The following is a 17,247-nucleotide window of genomic DNA, read 5'->3' as shown; positions in this document are numbered from 1 at the left end:
GAGGTCATTATGAAGAAAATATTCGTAGAAGTAAAAGCAATATTTCATGAAGACGGTTCGATAACACCGACCCATATAATATGGGATGACACAAGAGAATTTGAAATAGAAGAAATACTTGACATAAGAAAAGCCGCAAGCTTAAAAGTAGGAGGTCAGGGAATTAGATATACGGTAAGGATTTTAGAAAAAATAAAGTATTTGTTTTATGAAGAACCAAAGTGGTTTGTTGAAGGAAAATAATTATAAAAGGTCAAATATGACTTATAAATATAATCAAAACAAACAAAAAAAAGACCATCCTTTATGAATGGTCTTTTGCTTTATCACTACTCGGCTATACAAATTATTTCATTTTCAGCTGCATATTTTTCTGCTTTAGAATCTTTATTTACGAATAAATATAGGTTATCACAGCCTTTAAAAGCATTTTCGCCTATTTCAGTATCATCACCTAAAATAGTTACACTATTCAAATTTTGACAGTAATTAAAGATGTATCTGCCTAAATGTTTTACTGATTTTCCTATAGTAGCAGAAGTAAGCCCGCTGCAGCCGTCAAATGCTCTTTCGCCAATTTCTTCAACACTTTCAGGAATATTTATCGTCTTAAGACTTACGCAGTCATAAAAAGCAAATCCGGCTATAGTTTTAACACTTTCAGGGATAATGAAGTCTTTTAAATTGGAACAATCATTAAATGCTCCCGTACCGATGATATCAACACTATTTGGAAGAGTGATATATTCAAGTTTTGAACAGCCGTCAAATGCATAGTTACCTATACTCGATACACTGTTTGGGATAGTGATACTCTTAAGTCCTGAAAATCCTGCAAAAGTATAATCTCTTATAGTAGTAACGTTATTAGGAACTACCAATTGAGATAAGTTTTTACATCCGAAGAATGCTTCTTCTCCGATTTCTTTAACTGTGTTTGGAAGAGCAATATTTGTGATTTTATCACAGTAACTGAACGCTCTCTTTTCAATCTTCTTAACACCTTCGGGAACAATTACAGAACCTTTTCCCGCAGAACAGCAAACTACAATAGTCTTTTCTTTATCGTATAAAATACTTCCTTCACTTGAATAGTATTCATTTTCTTCATCAACTAATATCTTTTCTAAATTTTTACATCCGGAAAATACTTCAATATCAATATTTACTACATTTTTTGGAATATAAATTTCTTTAAGTGAAGTACATCTGTGGAAAGCAAGTCTTCCGATACTTTCAACTTCATCTCCTATATTGATTTTCTTTAAATCGGCACATAGGAAGAAAGCATAATCGTCTATACTTGATTTAGTAACTGTAACTTCCTTTAATGAAGCAGGTACAATCGAACCATTTTCGTAATATGAACTTGCACCGAAGAAATATCCCAAGTAAGTATTATCATCTTCACTGCTTCCTACAAAAGGTACTGTGATAGATTCAAGTCTCCAGCAGCCATTGAATACGCTTCGCTTAATCGTTTCAACACTGTTAGGGATTACGATATCCGTAAGGTGTCTGCATCCGTCGAATGCTCCAGCACCGATACTTACGACACTGTTAGGGATTTTGATTTCTTCCAGAGATTTACATCCGTCAAAAGCAGAATTACCGATACTCTTGATATTATTGGAAAGTTCAACATTTTCAAGGTTGCCGCATCCTAGGAAAGCTCTGTCGCCTATTGCAGTTACACTATCAAGGATATTTACTTCATCTTTACCGCCCGGGCAGCAAAGAAGTGTAGTCTGATCTTTATCGTATAATACTCCGTTTTCACTTGAGTAGAATTTATTGTCTTTATCTACATTGATACATTCCAGGCTGGAACAATTTGCAAATACATAAGCTCCGATATTTTCAATGGTCTTAGGAATATTAAGTCTCTTAAGCCCTATAGCTCCGTCAAAAGCATAATCGCTTATGTTTGTAAGGCTTTCGGGGATTATGATTTCTTCCAAATGACTGCATCCGTCAAAGGCACAAATACCTATATTTGTAAGACTCTTAGGAAGAGTCAAAGTACAAAGTCCCGTACAGTTAGAGAAAGAATAAGCACCTATACTTTCTATGCTGTCAGGAAGTTTAAGGTCTTTGAGTGAAGCACATTTGTAGAATGCAAATAAATCGATATCCTTAACACTGTCAGGGATTTTTACACTTCTAAGTCCGGAACATCCGTAGAATACATAATATCCGATACTATCCATGCTCTTTGGAATTACTATGTCTTCAAGGGATTTACAATTATAGAATGCAATATTTCCTATCTTTTCAAGCCCTTCAGGAAAATTGATCTTCTTTAAATTAGAACATTCTTTGAATGCATAATTACCTATTATTTTAAGACTGCTTGGCAAAACAACTTCTTCAAGATTACTGCATCCGTCAAAAGCTCTGTTGCCTATTACCGTTACACCTTCGGAAACCACAACTTTTTTAAGATTTTTAAAACCTTTAAAAGCTCTCTCTTCTATTACTTTTACATCTGAGGCTACGGTATATTCGCTTACGTTCATAGCTTCAGCTTTATCAATTTTACACATCGTTAAATATCTCCTATCTAATGCTTTATATATTAGATTTTAACCTCTTCTATACACTGAAATATTAACACATTTTAATGGTTTTATCAATATTTAAGTATTTTTATTTACTCTTTTTACCGGCACAGCTTGTTTTTGCTTTCATATTTATTATATAAAAAAAGACTAAATCATATCTATAAGTTAGTCTTTTATAAATAATAAAAATTATACTTGTTTACTTTTTCTTGATATATTAAGCACTGCTAAAATGAAAAATAAAATCCCCACAGCCAGTAAAATCAAAATATGAATAGCAGGTGTCAATGTAAAATCACCAAATTTAAGGATTATCCCCATAGACTCTTTAAACTCGTTTATCCTTAATGTGCCTGCATGTTCAAAAGATATCCTTATCGGTCCTGTCATCATGACTTGCCTTAGAAGAGATGCTGAGTGAGATAGCGGAAACAGTTTTATCACCCACTGCATGGAATTTGACAATACCGAAATAGGAAAATAAATGCCGGTAACAAAACCGATAAGTGTTCCGATTATAGTACTTGCAGTGGAAAAAGCACCTTGACTATAGAAGAAACTTACGATAAAGAATACCATAGAACTTGACATAAATACAGATATTAGTATTATCCCAAAAACTTTTAGTGTACTGGTAAAACTTAAAATTTCTCCCCCGGAAAAATAAATAAAAAATTCCGCAGCTATAAAAGTTATAACACTCATTATTAAGCCGACTATATAAGAGCTAAGAACATAACCTCCGACAATAGATACTTTTTTGATTGGAGAAGAAAAAAAATCTTTGCTCAAGTTTTTTACTCTGTCCTCTACCATTACATTAAATGCCCCCATAGTCGTAGTAATGGAAGCAACGGATATTATACCCGCCATTACCCAGCTGTTAACCAAATTTTCCACTCCGTCAATCCCATTGGCGGTCAAAGAAGAAGTCAAATTTTTTCCAAGAAATAAAACATATAACAAAATTATTATAAATACACTCATAAGTGAAAAGAAAACTGTACTTTTCTGCCTAAAATATATCCTTAAATTCCTCTTTGCAATATTAATCATTATTAAGCTCACCTCCCGTTATATTTAAAAATACATCATTCATCGAACCATGAATCACCTCAAAACTTATGATGACATCTTTTATTTTACCCAGTATATCAATAGCTTCCAATGTATCGTTTAAAAATATAACAATAACATCGTTATCTTCTTTATAATCTAATATATTGCTGTCTAATATATTTATAAGGGACTCCTTATCCTTAGGTTTTATCCTCAATTTATCCTTACTATATTTATCTCTAAGGTCATAAGGAGTACCCTGAACAACGATTTCACCGTGGTCTATTATCGTTATATAATCGCTTAAGCTCGCCTCTTCCATATAATGAGTAGTTAAGAATATAGTCATATTTATTTCTTTTTTAAGCCTTAAAATCATATTCCATACGCTGTCTTTGGTCTTTGGGTCAAGACCTGTCGTAGGCTCATCCAAGAATAAGATTTTAGGTGTGTTTATAAGTGCTCTTGCGATATCAGCTCTTCGTCTCTGCCCTCCGGATAATTTCCCATATGGACGATTAATAAATTCTCCAAGCTCGCATATACTGCTTACTTCATTTACTTTTTCATTAAGCTTATCATTTGTAAGCCCATAAAACTTCCCTCTGGTTATAAGATTTTCTTTGACTGTAAGCAAATCATCAAGTACACTGTCCTGAAAAACTACACCTATATCTTTTCTTATTTCATTATCATCATTACCTAATCTAAATCCGCCAATAAAAACTTCTCCTTCGTTTTTATCAAGAAGAGTACATAAAATTTTTATTGTCGTTGACTTCCCCGCCCCATTGGGACCGAGAAATGAAAATAGCTGTCCTTTTTTAACAAAAAAGTCTATACCTTTAATAGCTTCAATATCATTAAAACTTTTTTTAAGTCCTTTAACTTCAATTATTTTTTCTGTCATTTACATTTCCTCCATAGCTTTAAGAATATCAAAAATATATTTTATTTCAATACAGCTTAATATAAGATGACTTTTAGAGGGTATAAGATGACAAAATATCAAAATAAAAAGACCGACAGTTTTGTCGGTCTTTCTTTATATATGATTATTTAATGTTCTTTTTTCTTTTTATGACCTCATTTATTTCTTCAGTTTCTTTGTAGCAAATCATATAAGAAACTATATAAGTAACTATAAATGCTATTATAACTATAGGACTTATTGAAAGAAGTGAATAAAATGAAAAATCGAACATCTTAAAGTATACACCCTCGAAAAAAACAACAAGGTAACATATAATAACTCTGCTTAATATACCTCTTATTAAATTTATATCATAATATTTACTCATTTTATCTTCCAGCTTGTCAAGTAAAGTCAATAAAACAGAAATGGTAAGTGACATCAAAAATAACTGAAGTATAATAAATCTGTTTATATCGGGAGAGAGGTCAGTATCTACCAACAAAGTTGTAAGTAAAATTACAACGGTAAAACTCGTAGAACATATAGTTATTAATTTTTTCATTCTTTTTCTCCTATTATATAAACTTCTCTTTAAAATCTTTTGTATAATGTTTTGATACTATCACATGTTCGTCATTATCTAAAATCGCCTCTATTCTGCCGCTTAGCTGAGGTCTTACTTTCTTTATACAATTAGAATTTAAAATACATTTTTTACTCACCCTTACAAATGAAGTCTGCTTTAAAATTTCTTCCAATTCATAAAGTTTTTTGTCGCATTCGTATACCTCATCAAATGTATATAAAAATGTCTTATTATCCACCGACTCAAAGTAATAAATATTTTCAAGTGCAACAGCAGACCTGCTGCCGTCTTTAAACCCCATTACAGAAAAGGAATATAACTTTATCTGTTCAATTAATTTTTTCAGTCTTTCATCCATAAGCCCGCATTTTATTGTAATCTCCGGCTCCTTTATATCAAGGGACTGCTCAATAAGTAACTTCATAATAACTCCCGGTAATTTTACTTCGTTCTAAGTGTAAAGAATTATTATTACAAAGTCAACAAAAAAACCCGCAGGTTTTATCCTTACGAGTTTTTTTGTGAAAAACTACTACTTATTTAATTAACCGTGAATCATTTTGCCGCTTATACCTTCACATGCTTCCATAAAACCTTCACTTAAGGTTGGATGTGCAAAAGTAATATTTGCGATTTCTTCACTGGTTGCTTCCAAATCTATAGCTATTGCACCCTGTGCAACTATATCCGATGCATTTAGCCCTACGATATGAACCCCAATAATTTCATCAAATCTTTCATCTGTAATTACTTTAACGAAACCTGTAGTATCATTCATTGCAAGAGCTTTACCTACGCCTGCGAAAGGCATTTTGCTTGACTTATAAGGAATACCAAGTTCTTCGGCTTGTTTTTCATTTAAGCCAATCCAAGCAACTTCAGGAATAGTGAATACACAAGAAGGTATTCTGCTGTAATCTACTGTTGCACCTTCTCCGTATAAGTCTTCTGCAACAACAATACCTTGTCTGCTGGCTGTATGTGCAAGCATTACCTTACCTGTAACATCACCGATAGCATAAATATTAGGTACATTTGTTTGTAATTTATCGTTGATTTCCAAGTAACCTCTATCGCTTACTTTTAAATTAACCTTATTTTCAACAGATACAGGTTTTCTTCCGACAGACATAAGAACAGCATCCGCTTCAATCTCTCTGCCGTCCGATAAAACTACTTTACCGCCTACCAGCTTGCTTGCACCAACACCGGTAATAATTTCTATACCGTGACCTCTGAGTTCTTTATCAACTACATTTATTACATCAGTATCAGCCATAGCCAAAATACTGTCAAGCATTTCAACTATAGTTACGTTAACATCGTATTCAGCCATGATACCTGCCATTTCAACACCAATAACACCGCCGCCTATAATAACTAAATTCTTAGGAAGTTCTTCTAAATTTAGCATTCCTTCAGAATCATATAATTTAACTGTATTATCATTTTCTATTGGAATTTGAACAGGCATACTTCCACATGCAACTACGATATTATCTACATTATAAGTCTTACCGTCCGCAGTTATTTCATGTTCTGCAGTAATAACTGCTTCACTCATAACTATTTCTACTTTTTGTCTCTTAAGTAGTCCGCTTACACCGCCTGTAAGTTTAGATACTACACTGTTCTTTCTTTCAATTACTTTCTTCCAATCTGTTTTAAAAGAGTCTATTTCAATACCCATTTCAGCTGCATTTTTAACTTCTCTTAAAACTTCCGCATTTTTAACAAATGCTTTTGTAGGAATACATCCTTTATTTAAGCAGACACCACCGATATGTTCTTTTTCGAAAATAACGACTTTAGCACCAAGCTGAGCGGCTCTTATCGCACAGACATATCCGCCCGGACCTGCACCTATTACAGCCAAATCATAATCATGAGAATTTGAAGGAGCTTCATCTTCTGCACTATCCTCTGCTTCATCAGCAAGTTCGGGATGAGTAATTATCATAGCTTCTTCTTTTGTAGGAGGAGTCGAACCTTTTTCACCTATAAATATAATAGGTTCGTTAACTTTGACATCTTCACCTTCTTCTGCATATAAAGCCAGGATAGTGCCATCAGCTGTAGGATTGTCTACTTCAAGGGCTACCTTGCCTGTTTCCACTTCAACGACTATATCGCCTCTTTTTGTTTCATCGCCGACTTTACACATCCATTTTAAAATTTGTCCTTCTTCCATAGACATGTCTAGTTTTGGCATTAACATGAATTTTCCTTTAAAATCATCTAATGAAACTTTTGCTTTTTTAGGTGCAGCTTTTTTCTTTTCCTCTTTAGGTTCTGATTTATCACCGCCGCCCAAAGCTTCTTCTTTTGTAGGAGGAATTTCGCCTTCTTCACCTATGTACATAATAGGAGTATTGACCTTAACGTCATCTCCTTCGTCTACATATAATGCAAGTATCGTACCGTCAGCCGTTGGATTATCTACTTCAAGAGCAACTTTTCCTGTTTCGACTTCAACTACAATATCGCCTCTTTTTGTTTTATCGCCTACTTTACACATCCATTTTAGAATTTGTCCTTCTTCCATAGACATATCAAGTTTTGGCATTAACATATATTTTCCCATATTCTAATCAATTCTCCTATATTATAATAAAATATTAATAGGATTGCTTATCACTTCATTTAATGTATTCAAGAAGTTAACTGCATCCATTCCGTCTAAAACTCTATGATCGATTGTAATACTGAAACCGGTGAATGTTCTTATTACAATTTCGCCGTTTACAACCGCAGGCATTTCAGCTGTTCTGCCAACTCCGAGTATTGCAACTTCACCCGGGTTTATAATAGGCGTAAAGAAGTTATTTACGCTTCTTCCGGTATTACTTATCGTAAATGTTGCACCTTTATAATATTTTCCGCTTAGTTTATTATCCCTAGCCTGAGGAACGATTTCAGCTCTTTCATCACAGATATCGAAAATACTTTTGTTTTCAACACCGTTAAATACAGGTACAACCAATCCTTCATCCTGAGCAACCGCCAATCCTATATTAACGGTACCTCTTCTATGGATTTCTTTACCGTCAAAGTTTGCATTGACTTTAGGACATTTTTGTAAAGTAAGACTTACCGCTTTGATTAAGAAATCAGTAACAGTAATTTTCTTATTATATTTTTCTTTGAATATAACTTTAGTTTTTTCGAATATATCCATAAATTCTGTAGTATCGATATCCGCAAAGTGAGATACCTGAGGAGAAACTTGAATAGAAGTCATCATGTTGTCCCCAATGGCTTTTCTCATACCCTTATAAGGAATAACTTTTTCTTCCATAGCCGGTGTTATAGGAACTGCCGAAACTTCATCTTTAGACATTCTTGTTACAGTACTTATAACATTTTCTTTTTTAACTTTGTTTCCGTCGTGAGCTACATCATCTAAACTTACACCATAATAATTCATTGCATTCTTAGCAACAGGCGTAACTTTAATACCCCTATCTTTTTCTACTAAAACAGCCACATTATCTAAATCTTTTAAAACAATCGCTCCAAGTTTTCCGGTTCCCTTAACAGTACTAAGGTCAATATTTTTTTCCTTTGCAGCGACTCTAGCAGCTGGAGTTGCTAATATTTTACTCATATTAACTTATCCTCCTTACATCATTTCTTTTACTTTTGCTACAATATCTTCTACTGAAGGAACGATTTGTTTTTCTATTATAGGGTTATATGGAACAGGGATTTCCATACCGCCAAGTCTTTCAACAGGAGCGTCTAAATGATAAAACGCTTTACTTTCATTGATAGTAGCAACTACTTCTCCCCCGAATCCGCCTAACTTAGGAGCTTCATATACTACTAAAGCTTTACCTGTTTTGCATACTGAATCTATAATCGTTTTAGTATCAAGAGGTCTAAGAGTTCTAAGGTCTACGACTTCACAGCTTATTCCTTCTTCCGCTAATTTTTCCGCAGCTTCCACGCAGAATAATAAAGTTCTTGACCAAGCAATCAATGTAATATCGCTTCCTTCTTTTTTCACATCGGCTTTTCCGAGTTCAATTGTATATTCTTCTTCAGGAACTTCACCGTTGGTTCTGTATAAAAGTTTATTTTCAAAGAAGCATACAGGATTGTCATCTCTGATAGCTGATTTAAGTAAACCTTTTGCATCATAAGCAGTCGCAGGCATAACGACTTTTAAACCCGGTGTATTCAGGAATAAAGATTCCAAACACTGTGAATGCTGAGCGGCAGCGCCTGTACCTGAGCCGAAAGGAGTTCTTAGTACCATAGGAGCTTTAACTAGTCCGCCTGTCATGAATCTGTATTTAGCGGCACCGTTTACTATAGGATCAACTACCAACGATACGAAGTCCCCAAACATGATTTCAACGATAGGTCTCATGCCGAACATTGCCATACCGAATGCCGCATATGTAAATCCTGTTTCTGAAATAGGCATATCCTTAACTCTTTCAGGACCGAATTCATCAAACATTCCTCTGCTGACACCGAAACAACCTCCGTATAAACCTATATCTTCACCCATAAAGATAACAGTGTCATCTCTACGCATTTCTTCGCTCATCGCGTCTTTTATAGCTTGTAAATAAGATATTTTTCCCATTTTTATCTTCTCCTCCTACTCAGCGTAAACGTAACTCATCGCTTCTTTTACAGAGATGATTTCGTCAACTTTCTTAGCCTTATCAGCCGCATCGTCTATTTCTTTTTCTATTTTTTTATCTAACTCATCGAACTCTTCTTCAGTAATCATGTTCATAGCTATCAAATCATTTTTAAATTTATCTATAGCATCATGATTTTTCTTCATATCTTCTTCTTCTTCTTTTGTTCTGTACTTTCTTTGGTCAGATTTTGAATGTCCCAAATATCTGTAAGTTTTGAATTCCAATAAATATGGTTTTCCTTCTGTCCTGCAGTATTCGCCTGCTTCCATTACGGCTTCAAGTACAGCAAGTACATCCATTCCGTCAACGATCTTTGATTTGATACTGAATGCAGGTCCTCTGTCAGCAATATCTTCTATTGAAACAGTGTATTTAGCAGGTGTAGACATACCATATCTATTGTTTTCGCAGCATAATAGTACGGGAGCTTCCCATACACTGGCTAAGTTCATGCCTTCCAAAACCATACCTTGGCTTGAAGCGCCATCTCCGAAGAAAGTAGCTACGCAGTTCTTTTTACCTTCTCTCTTCATTGCATAAGCAGCTCCTACAGCAGTAGGAACACCTGCACCAACGATAGCAGAAGAACCTAAATTGCAGTGTTCAAGGTCTATATAATGCATCGAACCTCCAAGACCTTTACATCCGCCCTGATAATTTGCAAAAAGTTCACAAAACATGTTATAAGGTGTAGCACCTTTAGCCAAGCAGTGACCATGACCTCTGTGAGTAGGAACGATCCAGTCGTCGGGATTTAATCCCAGACTGATACCTGCATGACAGGCTTCTTCCCCAACGCCTAAATGAGTCGTTCCGTGAATCAATCCTGCCATGAACATTTCGTTTACTTTCAATTCGAAATGTCTTGATGTCAGCATAGTTCTTAGAACTTTAAGCATAAAATCTTTGTCTTTCTTTTTTTCTTCAAATGAATTCATTAATCGAACCCTCCTACAATATTTTTATATTGCATTGTCGCAACATATTTCTATGTTTTTCGTTTACATAATAAAATTAAAACATAGTTTTCATGTTTATATTGTAAATCAATATAGGTAAAAACTCAACCGAAATATGTATTTACATACAAAGCTGAAACTTTTTCATAAAAAATATTGGCACATTTGCTCAATTTGTGATATAATATCGTAAAATAACATTTGTTACGGAGGTCGTTATGGCGGTTGAAGAAAAGATACTAACTAAGATAGCATACTACTATTATAAACAAGAATTGACTCAAAGTGAGATTGCACAAAGGTTACATATGTCAAGGCAAAGAGTAAACAGACTCCTAAAAAAGAGCAGAGAACTTGGAATCGTTGACATAAATATCAAAGGTTACGAAGAATATCTGATAAACTTAGAATCCGAAATAGAAAAAAAGTTTTCATTAAAGAGAGTTATGGTCGCTCAGCCTCAGGAAGATGAGGATATTTTCCATTCTTTAGGCAGAGCGGGAGTGGAACTTGTGATGGATTTGCTTGAGGATAATCTGACTATAGGTATATCTTGGGGAAGAACAATTTATAACACTGTAAATTACTTTCCGGTTTTGAAAGGAAAGTATAAGAACATAAAAGCTCTTCAACTCGTAGGAAGCCTAAACAATCTCGGAGACACCAGGCTTACAAATGATATCACAAAAAACTTCGCCGAAAAAATAGACGCTAAAGCTTATTACATGTTTGCCCCGACTTTCGTATCCAGCAAAGAAACAAAAGATACATTGATGCAGGAAGAAAGTCTAAAAAAACTGTTTTCGTTATTTAACTACTGCGATATAATCCTCGGAAGTGTGGGATTGATGGCAAACTCAACTTCGTCACTAAAAGAACAACAGCAATTTTTAAATCCAAGAGATTACAATGAATTGAAAGAAAAAGGCGCTGTAGGAAATATTTGCCTAAATTACTTCGATAAAGACGGAAACAAAATTGACTGTGACTTTAACAACAGAGTAATGGCAATAGATATCGACTCCATAAAAAGAAGTAAAAATGTAGTTTGTATTACCGGAGGAGAAGATAAACACGAAGCTATCCTAGCCGCTCTGAAAGGTAAATATATAGATACTCTGGTAATAGATAAAGACACCGCAGATTATATAATGACACATTAGAATAAAAAAGAGATAGAATAATCTATCTCTTTTTTTTATTAATCATCAATTATTTCCAAATCTTCGTCACTTATAACACTTATATCTTTCTTATTAAAAATATCATATAGTACAGGAATTACATAAAGAGTCATAAACGTTGCATAAATCAGCCCGCCTACACAAACTATGGCTACAGGCTGCATCATTTCGGAACCTGTTCCTATACCGAGAGCCATTGCTGAAAGCCCCAAAATAGTAGTAAGAGCCGTCATCAATATAGGTCTCATCCTTGTCATCCCGCCGTCTATTATAGCGTCTCTCTTTTTCATCCCTTCTGCTCTTATCTGATTTATATAGTCAATAAGCACTATACCGTTATTAACGATAATACCCGCAAGCATTACAAATCCTACCATTGATATGACGCTTATTTCCATTCCCGCTATAAATAATGCAAGTGCACCTCCGGTAAAAGCAAGAGGTATCGTAAACATTACTATAAACGGAGATAACAGAGATTGGAACTGAGCGACCATAATCAAATAAATGATTATTATTGCAAGTAACATCATCTTAACAAGTTGACCCATAGATTCCATAATAGTTTCATTTTCACCGCTGTATTCTATACTGCTTCCGTAAGGAAGGGCAAAATCTTTCAATGTGCTTTTTACATCGTTTGTAACAAGACTTACATTATATCCGTCTTTTAATGTGGCGGATACGGTTATATACCTTTTCTGGTTATCTCTTGCAATAGCATTGAGACTGGTTGCAGAATCTACTGTAGCTATCTTTTCAAGCTTAACGCTTGACTCACTTCCGTCTGACTTTGAATAAGGAACTTTATAGTTCTCTACATATTTTCTGTTTATTTTATCTTGGTTATTATTTTTAATGACTACATCATAATCCTCACCGTTAAGTGTAAGAGAGGTAGAAATCTTTTGTTTTGTAAGAAGTGTAGATAGCTTTTCATAAACCTGCGCCACCGTTAGATTGTACTTCATCGCTTTAGCTTTATCTACGGTTACCTTTATTTCGGGAGTAGTTTCCATGACTCCGTTATCTACTTCATCTATCCCTTCAATGCCTTTTATTTTACTTCCAACAGATTTTGCGGTAGTCTGGAGAGTATCCAGATCGTCCGCGTATATTTTTAGACTTACACCGCTTCCGCCCAAAGCAGAAGACGCTTCACTCATAGAAGATGAACCAGAGGCTTTTATTTCGCAGTTTAGGCTGTCTGATAGTTTCTCTATACTATCCGCAACTTCCTTTCCCGTTACATCAGCTTCTTCGTCAACAAGAACATACATAGAAACTTTATTGGAGCTGTTGGTATTTATTCCAGCCATGCCGGACATACCCGTAGCATCACTGGAAGCAAGCATAGCTCCCACGGTTTTCACACCTTTGATCTTTTGGATGGCGCTTATTGCTTTATCTGAAGTCTTAACCGTATCTTCAAGAACCGCATCTTTAGGCATTTCCATTTCCACCGATATCTGAGCACTATCGACTTCGGGCATAAAACTGAAACCTCTGAAGCCTATAAGGACAAAACTTAGTACAAGCGTTCCCACTGCTACACCTATAACTATGATTTTATGGTCTAAAGCCCAGCTGATAGTGGTTTTATATTTATTTAACATTTTATCAAAGAAAGGATGCTTTATATCTTTTGTCTTTTTAAACATCTTAGATGACATTGCCGGAACTAAAGTCAGTGCAACTATCAAACTCGCCATTAAGGAATATCCTATCGTAAGGGCCATATCGGTAAATAACTGCTTCGTTATACCTTTTACGAATACTATTGGAAGGAACACACAAATAGTAGTAAGGGTTGAAGAAGTTATCGCTCCGGCAACCTGCACGGCTCCCGATACCGAAGCTTTTATTACACTGTAACCTTTGCTTCTGAGCCTATATATATTTTCAATTACTACTACCGAGTTATCCACCAGCATACCTACCCCGACGGCAAGACCCGACAGTGAAATAACATTTAAGGTTATTCCCGAAAAATACATCAGCACTATTGCAAAGAGAACACTCAATGGAATTGATACCGCAATGATAGCAGTCGGCTTTATATCCTTTAAGAAAAGTATAAGAATAAGGATAGCCAGGATTGAACCGACCACCAAGTTATTCAACACTGAATTAACGATTATATGGATATAATCCCCCTGATCCATCAAAGGAACGAATTCTAGTTTAGGATTATCCTTTGACAGCTGTTCAAATTTTTTATTTATATTATCCGCTACATCCGTTGTCGAATAGTCCGACTGTTTTGAAAAAGATAATAAAACCCCATCCTGACCATTGATTTTAGCATAGGTGACATCGGAATTATCGCTTACCATAACATCAGCAACATCGCTTAATTTTATAGGTTTTAATCCGTCGATACCCATATCCATTATAGTTACATTTTTAAGTTCATTTACACTCTTGAATTTATCTCCGACTCTAACAAGATAATCCACTCCGTCTTCGGTAACATATCCAGCGGGCATAGAAAAGTTCTGAGCCGTAAGTATCCCCGAAATCATATCCTTAGTCAGGGTCTTAGACATATCGATTTTATCCAAAGCACTTTTTTTAGCCGCCTGAAGTTCGCTTTCTCCGCTTGCTATTTCTTTTTTACCGCTTTGTAGGGATAATAGCTGTGCCGATAACTGAGGAAGAGCTGCATTTATGGAATTTATACCATTATCTATTTCTTTTATCTTACTCGATAAATTGTTTCTGGTCGCTCCGCCCTTTTTTAAATTTTTATCTATTTTATTTAAAGCCTGATCTATCTGCTTCTGTCCGGCTTTCGCCTGTGCAAGACTCTTTGAAACATCGCTTCTCTTAAGTCCCATATTCGCGAGCTGTTTATCTATAGCAGCTAAACTTGCGACGATAGTCTTATATTCTTCACTGTTTGGGTCTGTGGTTTTAAGAGAATTTTCAAGTTCTTTGATACTCTGATCTATTGCACTTAAAGTCGTTACTGTCAAATCAAGTTCGGTCTTTTTATCTTCAAGTTCCGTTATGGTGTCTTGTAATTTTTCCAGTTGGGTTTTAGAAGATTTTAGCATCTTAAGCTTACTGTTCAGCTCTTTTATTTGAGTATTGATAGCTTTTTCTCCGCTGGCGATCTTAGTTTTACCGCTGGCAAGCTGGCTTTCTCCCGAAGCAAATTGGTCGCTTACGGCATTTGTGATTTTCTTATTTACATCTTTTATCTTTTTATCACTCAATACCACGCTTATACTGTCTTCAAGCATACCATTCGTAGATACACTTGCTACACCGTCAGTACCCTCAAGAGCAGGTATAACCTTCTCCTCAAGCATAGATGACAAAGCCTTAGTATCTTCCCCTTTCATGCTTACCGTACTTACCATAACAGGCATCATATTAGGGTTCATTTTTAATATATAAGGAGTACTGACTTCTTCGGGCCAATATCCTTCGACCATGGATATCTTATCTCTCAAATCTACAACAGTGGAATCCATATTCACATCATCATTGAATTCAAGCATTACAAGTGAGTAATTCTCATTTGAAGTCGATGTTATATTTTTAAGACCTTCCGTTGTTGCAATCCCTTTTTCCAAAGGTTTTGTGACGACGCTTTCAACGGTTTCGGGACTTGCTCCGGAATACGAAGTCATTACCACCGCATAAGGCATGTTTATATTCGGAAGCAAATCAGGAGTCATCTCGGTAAATGAAACGATACCTAATATTATAATCCCGATAACTGCAACAAAAATCGTTAAAGGCTTTTTTACGCTAAATTTTGACATAATTTCCTCCCAAGCTAAATAGCCAATAAAGCTGACTTTCTCTATCAACTATATTGGCTATTATTATAAAGCATTTTGATAATCAAAACAATAAATAAAAAATACTATTTTAATATTTTAACGTTTTTAATATACCCCGTAACGTCCATTGTTGCCAAATGTTTACTATCCTGATTATATATATCGACTTTATAGAAACAAATCTTATTTCCAGTTGAAACAACTTTTGCCACAGCGGTAAGAGTATCCCCTAATTCTCCGGGTCTTAAATATGAAATAGTATTACTTACAGAGACCTGAGGATGACCTTTCGAATCTGCAAGGACGCCGAATGCAAAGTCCGCTAGGGTAAACAAAGCCCCGCCTTGTACTATACCCGAACCGTTTATATGCTTATGTTCGACTTTCATTCCACATCTGGCTTCATCTTCCGAAATACTTACTATATAAGCCCCCGTAGTATCTACTGCATATACATCCTTTTCAAAGAATAATCTCACTTTGTCCTCATGAGACATATTTTCTATTTCTTTTAATAAATTTTCTTTGGTAAGTTCCGATGAACAAACTATATCCACTCCGAAATTAAAATATTTTAAAGCCTCATCAGGTTCAGTTATCGGATATGTTATATAAGGGATACCCAGTTCATGAACCTTTCTTATTATATCTACTCTTACATTTTTTTTATGAGAACTTACACCCACAAAATGTCCGTCATTTTTTATGTATTCAAGTATTTCATCTATACTTTCTTCATTTATGACTTTTCCGGTCAGATAATAATGTTTGTTGGGGAAATCATATATGGAATTTATGGCTTCAAACATTTCTATACTCCCGCCTTCGATTACAACTCTTTTAAATAATTCTTTATTTTCTTTAAATCCATTTACGATCAGCTCATATATCTTTGTTGTATCTTCATCATCTAAATTTTTAGTTACATCAAGCATTACATATAAATCTTCGTATTTTTTTAAATAGTCTATAATGGTTTTTAAATCCATAGTGGAATACTTATTATAATACTTAAAATTCATGAATTCATCATAACTTAGCCCCTCTGTGCGATAAGCTATCCCAAGTCTTCCGAAGGTGTTTTTATCCCATTTATGCACACAAACGACTCTTTCATCTTTTGTAAGTGATAAATCCACTTCGATATATCTGCCGCCTTTTTTTAATGAATGTTCTAATGCGTCAACAGAATTTGTATATTCGTATCCGTCTATTTTTCCGCAGGCGTGTACCATGACTTCATTCTTTGAAAGGACCGTATCAACTAAATCTCCGCCTAAATATTTTCCGTAAGTTTCTAAAAGTAAATCTCTAATCAAAACAATGACCTCTTTTTTATATCTTTTTTTTATTAATTATATATTAAAATAATTTATAAATTAATGAATTTTTATAAAATCAAGTATATCACTTAACGCCTTATTTTTACAGCCTTTTAATATTAGTTCAAACTTAAACAACCTTTTAAGCATTAAATATAATTATAAATAATAAATTTGTAATCTATCATATAAAAACCAA

General features: G+C 34.6%; 13 protein-coding genes. 2 read left to right on the top strand and 11 right to left on the bottom strand.

Features of this window, described 5'->3' with window-relative positions; translation table 11 throughout:
* The first annotated feature begins 9 nt into the window (after nucleotides 1-9).
* Nucleotides 10-243 (top strand): hypothetical protein, encoded by a 234-nt coding sequence (locus Q0516_RS04035; RefSeq protein WP_257479828.1) that lies wholly within the window; start codon nucleotides 10-12, stop codon nucleotides 241-243.
* Between the two features lie 86 nt (nucleotides 244-329).
* On the opposite strand, the gene Q0516_RS04030 is transcribed toward Q0516_RS04035, so the two are convergent.
* The 9 genes from Q0516_RS04030 to Q0516_RS03990 form a co-directional block, all read right to left on the bottom strand.
* Entirely contained in the window at nucleotides 330-2,546 is a 2,217-nt protein-coding gene (locus Q0516_RS04030) for a leucine-rich repeat domain-containing protein (RefSeq protein WP_257479827.1), read from the bottom strand.
* A 207-nt stretch (nucleotides 2,547-2,753) separates the two neighbouring features.
* Nucleotides 2,754-3,620, bottom strand: a complete 867-nt coding sequence (locus Q0516_RS04025) for an ABC transporter permease (RefSeq protein ID WP_294467793.1) — start codon at nucleotides 3,618-3,620, stop codon at nucleotides 2,754-2,756.
* Nucleotides 3,613-4,533, bottom strand: coding sequence for an ATP-binding cassette domain-containing protein (locus Q0516_RS04020; RefSeq protein ID WP_294467791.1), 921 nt, complete (start codon nucleotides 4,531-4,533; stop codon nucleotides 3,613-3,615). The genes Q0516_RS04025 and Q0516_RS04020 overlap by 8 nt, the downstream gene beginning before the upstream one ends.
* A 145-nt stretch (nucleotides 4,534-4,678) precedes the next feature.
* Nucleotides 4,679-5,101 (bottom strand): hypothetical protein, encoded by a 423-nt coding sequence (locus Q0516_RS04015; protein ID WP_294467788.1) that lies wholly within the window; start codon nucleotides 5,099-5,101, stop codon nucleotides 4,679-4,681.
* 13 nt (nucleotides 5,102-5,114) lie between these two features.
* A complete protein-coding gene (locus Q0516_RS04010) occupies nucleotides 5,115-5,549 on the bottom strand; it encodes a LytTR family DNA-binding domain-containing protein (RefSeq protein ID WP_257479823.1) in 435 nt (144 codons plus the stop codon).
* 120 nt (nucleotides 5,550-5,669) lie between these two features.
* Nucleotides 5,670-7,709, bottom strand: a complete 2,040-nt coding sequence (gene lpdA / locus Q0516_RS04005; protein ID WP_294467784.1) for a dihydrolipoyl dehydrogenase — start codon at nucleotides 7,707-7,709, stop codon at nucleotides 5,670-5,672.
* A gap of 21 nt (nucleotides 7,710-7,730) precedes the next feature.
* Nucleotides 7,731-8,732, bottom strand: coding sequence for a dihydrolipoamide acetyltransferase family protein (locus Q0516_RS04000; RefSeq protein ID WP_294467782.1), 1,002 nt, complete (start codon nucleotides 8,730-8,732; stop codon nucleotides 7,731-7,733).
* Nucleotides 8,733-8,747: 15 nt separating this feature from the next.
* On the bottom strand, nucleotides 8,748-9,722 hold the full coding sequence (locus Q0516_RS03995) for an alpha-ketoacid dehydrogenase subunit beta (RefSeq protein ID WP_294467778.1): 975 nt from the start codon (nucleotides 9,720-9,722) through the stop codon (nucleotides 8,748-8,750).
* A 15-nt stretch (nucleotides 9,723-9,737) separates the two neighbouring features.
* On the bottom strand, nucleotides 9,738-10,724 hold the full coding sequence (locus tag Q0516_RS03990; RefSeq protein WP_257479820.1) for a thiamine pyrophosphate-dependent dehydrogenase E1 component subunit alpha: 987 nt from the start codon (nucleotides 10,722-10,724) through the stop codon (nucleotides 9,738-9,740).
* Between the two features lie 239 nt (nucleotides 10,725-10,963).
* Here Q0516_RS03990 and Q0516_RS03985 point away from each other — a divergent pair, with 239 nt between their 5' ends.
* A complete protein-coding gene (locus Q0516_RS03985) occupies nucleotides 10,964-11,908 on the top strand; it encodes a sugar-binding transcriptional regulator (protein WP_257479819.1) in 945 nt (314 codons plus the stop codon).
* A gap of 38 nt (nucleotides 11,909-11,946) precedes the next feature.
* On the opposite strand, the gene Q0516_RS03980 is transcribed toward Q0516_RS03985, so the two are convergent.
* Both Q0516_RS03980 and Q0516_RS03975 read right to left on the bottom strand, forming a co-directional pair.
* On the bottom strand, nucleotides 11,947-15,705 hold the full coding sequence (locus Q0516_RS03980) for an efflux RND transporter permease subunit (protein ID WP_294467767.1): 3,759 nt from the start codon (nucleotides 15,703-15,705) through the stop codon (nucleotides 11,947-11,949).
* Nucleotides 15,706-15,809: 104 nt separating this feature from the next.
* On the bottom strand, nucleotides 15,810-17,045 hold the full coding sequence (locus Q0516_RS03975) for a hotdog fold thioesterase (protein ID WP_294467764.1): 1,236 nt from the start codon (nucleotides 17,043-17,045) through the stop codon (nucleotides 15,810-15,812).
* Nucleotides 17,046-17,247 lie beyond the last annotated feature (202 nt).

The sequence above is a fragment of the uncultured Anaerofustis sp. genome, from assembly GCF_938029165.1.
In the GTDB taxonomy this organism is placed as follows: domain Bacteria; phylum Bacillota; class Clostridia; order Eubacteriales; family Anaerofustaceae; genus Anaerofustis.
Note: the sequence above shows the minus strand (reverse complement) of the source record. Positions and strands in the feature narration are given on the sequence as shown.

Bases quoted from the DNA above. Each gene is read 5' to 3' on its own strand.
- Q0516_RS03980 (WP_294467767.1), bottom strand. From the start codon at position 15,705: ATGTCAAAATTTAGCGTAAAAAAGCCTTTAACGATTTTTGTTGCAGTT.
- Q0516_RS03990 (WP_257479820.1), bottom strand. From the start codon at position 10,724: ATGAATTCATTTGAAGAAAAAAAGAAAGACAAAGATTTTATGCTTAAA.
- Q0516_RS04035 (WP_257479828.1), top strand. From the start codon at position 10: ATGAAGAAAATATTCGTAGAAGTAAAAGCAATATTTCATGAAGACGGT.
- lpdA (WP_294467784.1), bottom strand. From the start codon at position 7,709: ATGGGAAAATATATGTTAATGCCAAAACTTGATATGTCTATGGAAGAA.
- Q0516_RS03995 (WP_294467778.1), bottom strand. From the start codon at position 9,722: ATGGGAAAAATATCTTATTTACAAGCTATAAAAGACGCGATGAGCGAA.
- Q0516_RS04015 (WP_294467788.1), bottom strand. From the start codon at position 5,101: ATGAAAAAATTAATAACTATATGTTCTACGAGTTTTACCGTTGTAATT.
- Q0516_RS04010 (WP_257479823.1), bottom strand. From the start codon at position 5,549: ATGAAGTTACTTATTGAGCAGTCCCTTGATATAAAGGAGCCGGAGATT.
- Q0516_RS04030 (WP_257479827.1), bottom strand. From the start codon at position 2,546: ATGTGTAAAATTGATAAAGCTGAAGCTATGAACGTAAGCGAATATACC.
- Q0516_RS03985 (WP_257479819.1), top strand. From the start codon at position 10,964: ATGGCGGTTGAAGAAAAGATACTAACTAAGATAGCATACTACTATTAT.
- Q0516_RS04020 (WP_294467791.1), bottom strand. From the start codon at position 4,533: ATGACAGAAAAAATAATTGAAGTTAAAGGACTTAAAAAAAGTTTTAAT.
- Q0516_RS04025 (WP_294467793.1), bottom strand. From the start codon at position 3,620: ATGATTAATATTGCAAAGAGGAATTTAAGGATATATTTTAGGCAGAAA.
- Q0516_RS04000 (WP_294467782.1), bottom strand. From the start codon at position 8,732: ATGAGTAAAATATTAGCAACTCCAGCTGCTAGAGTCGCTGCAAAGGAA.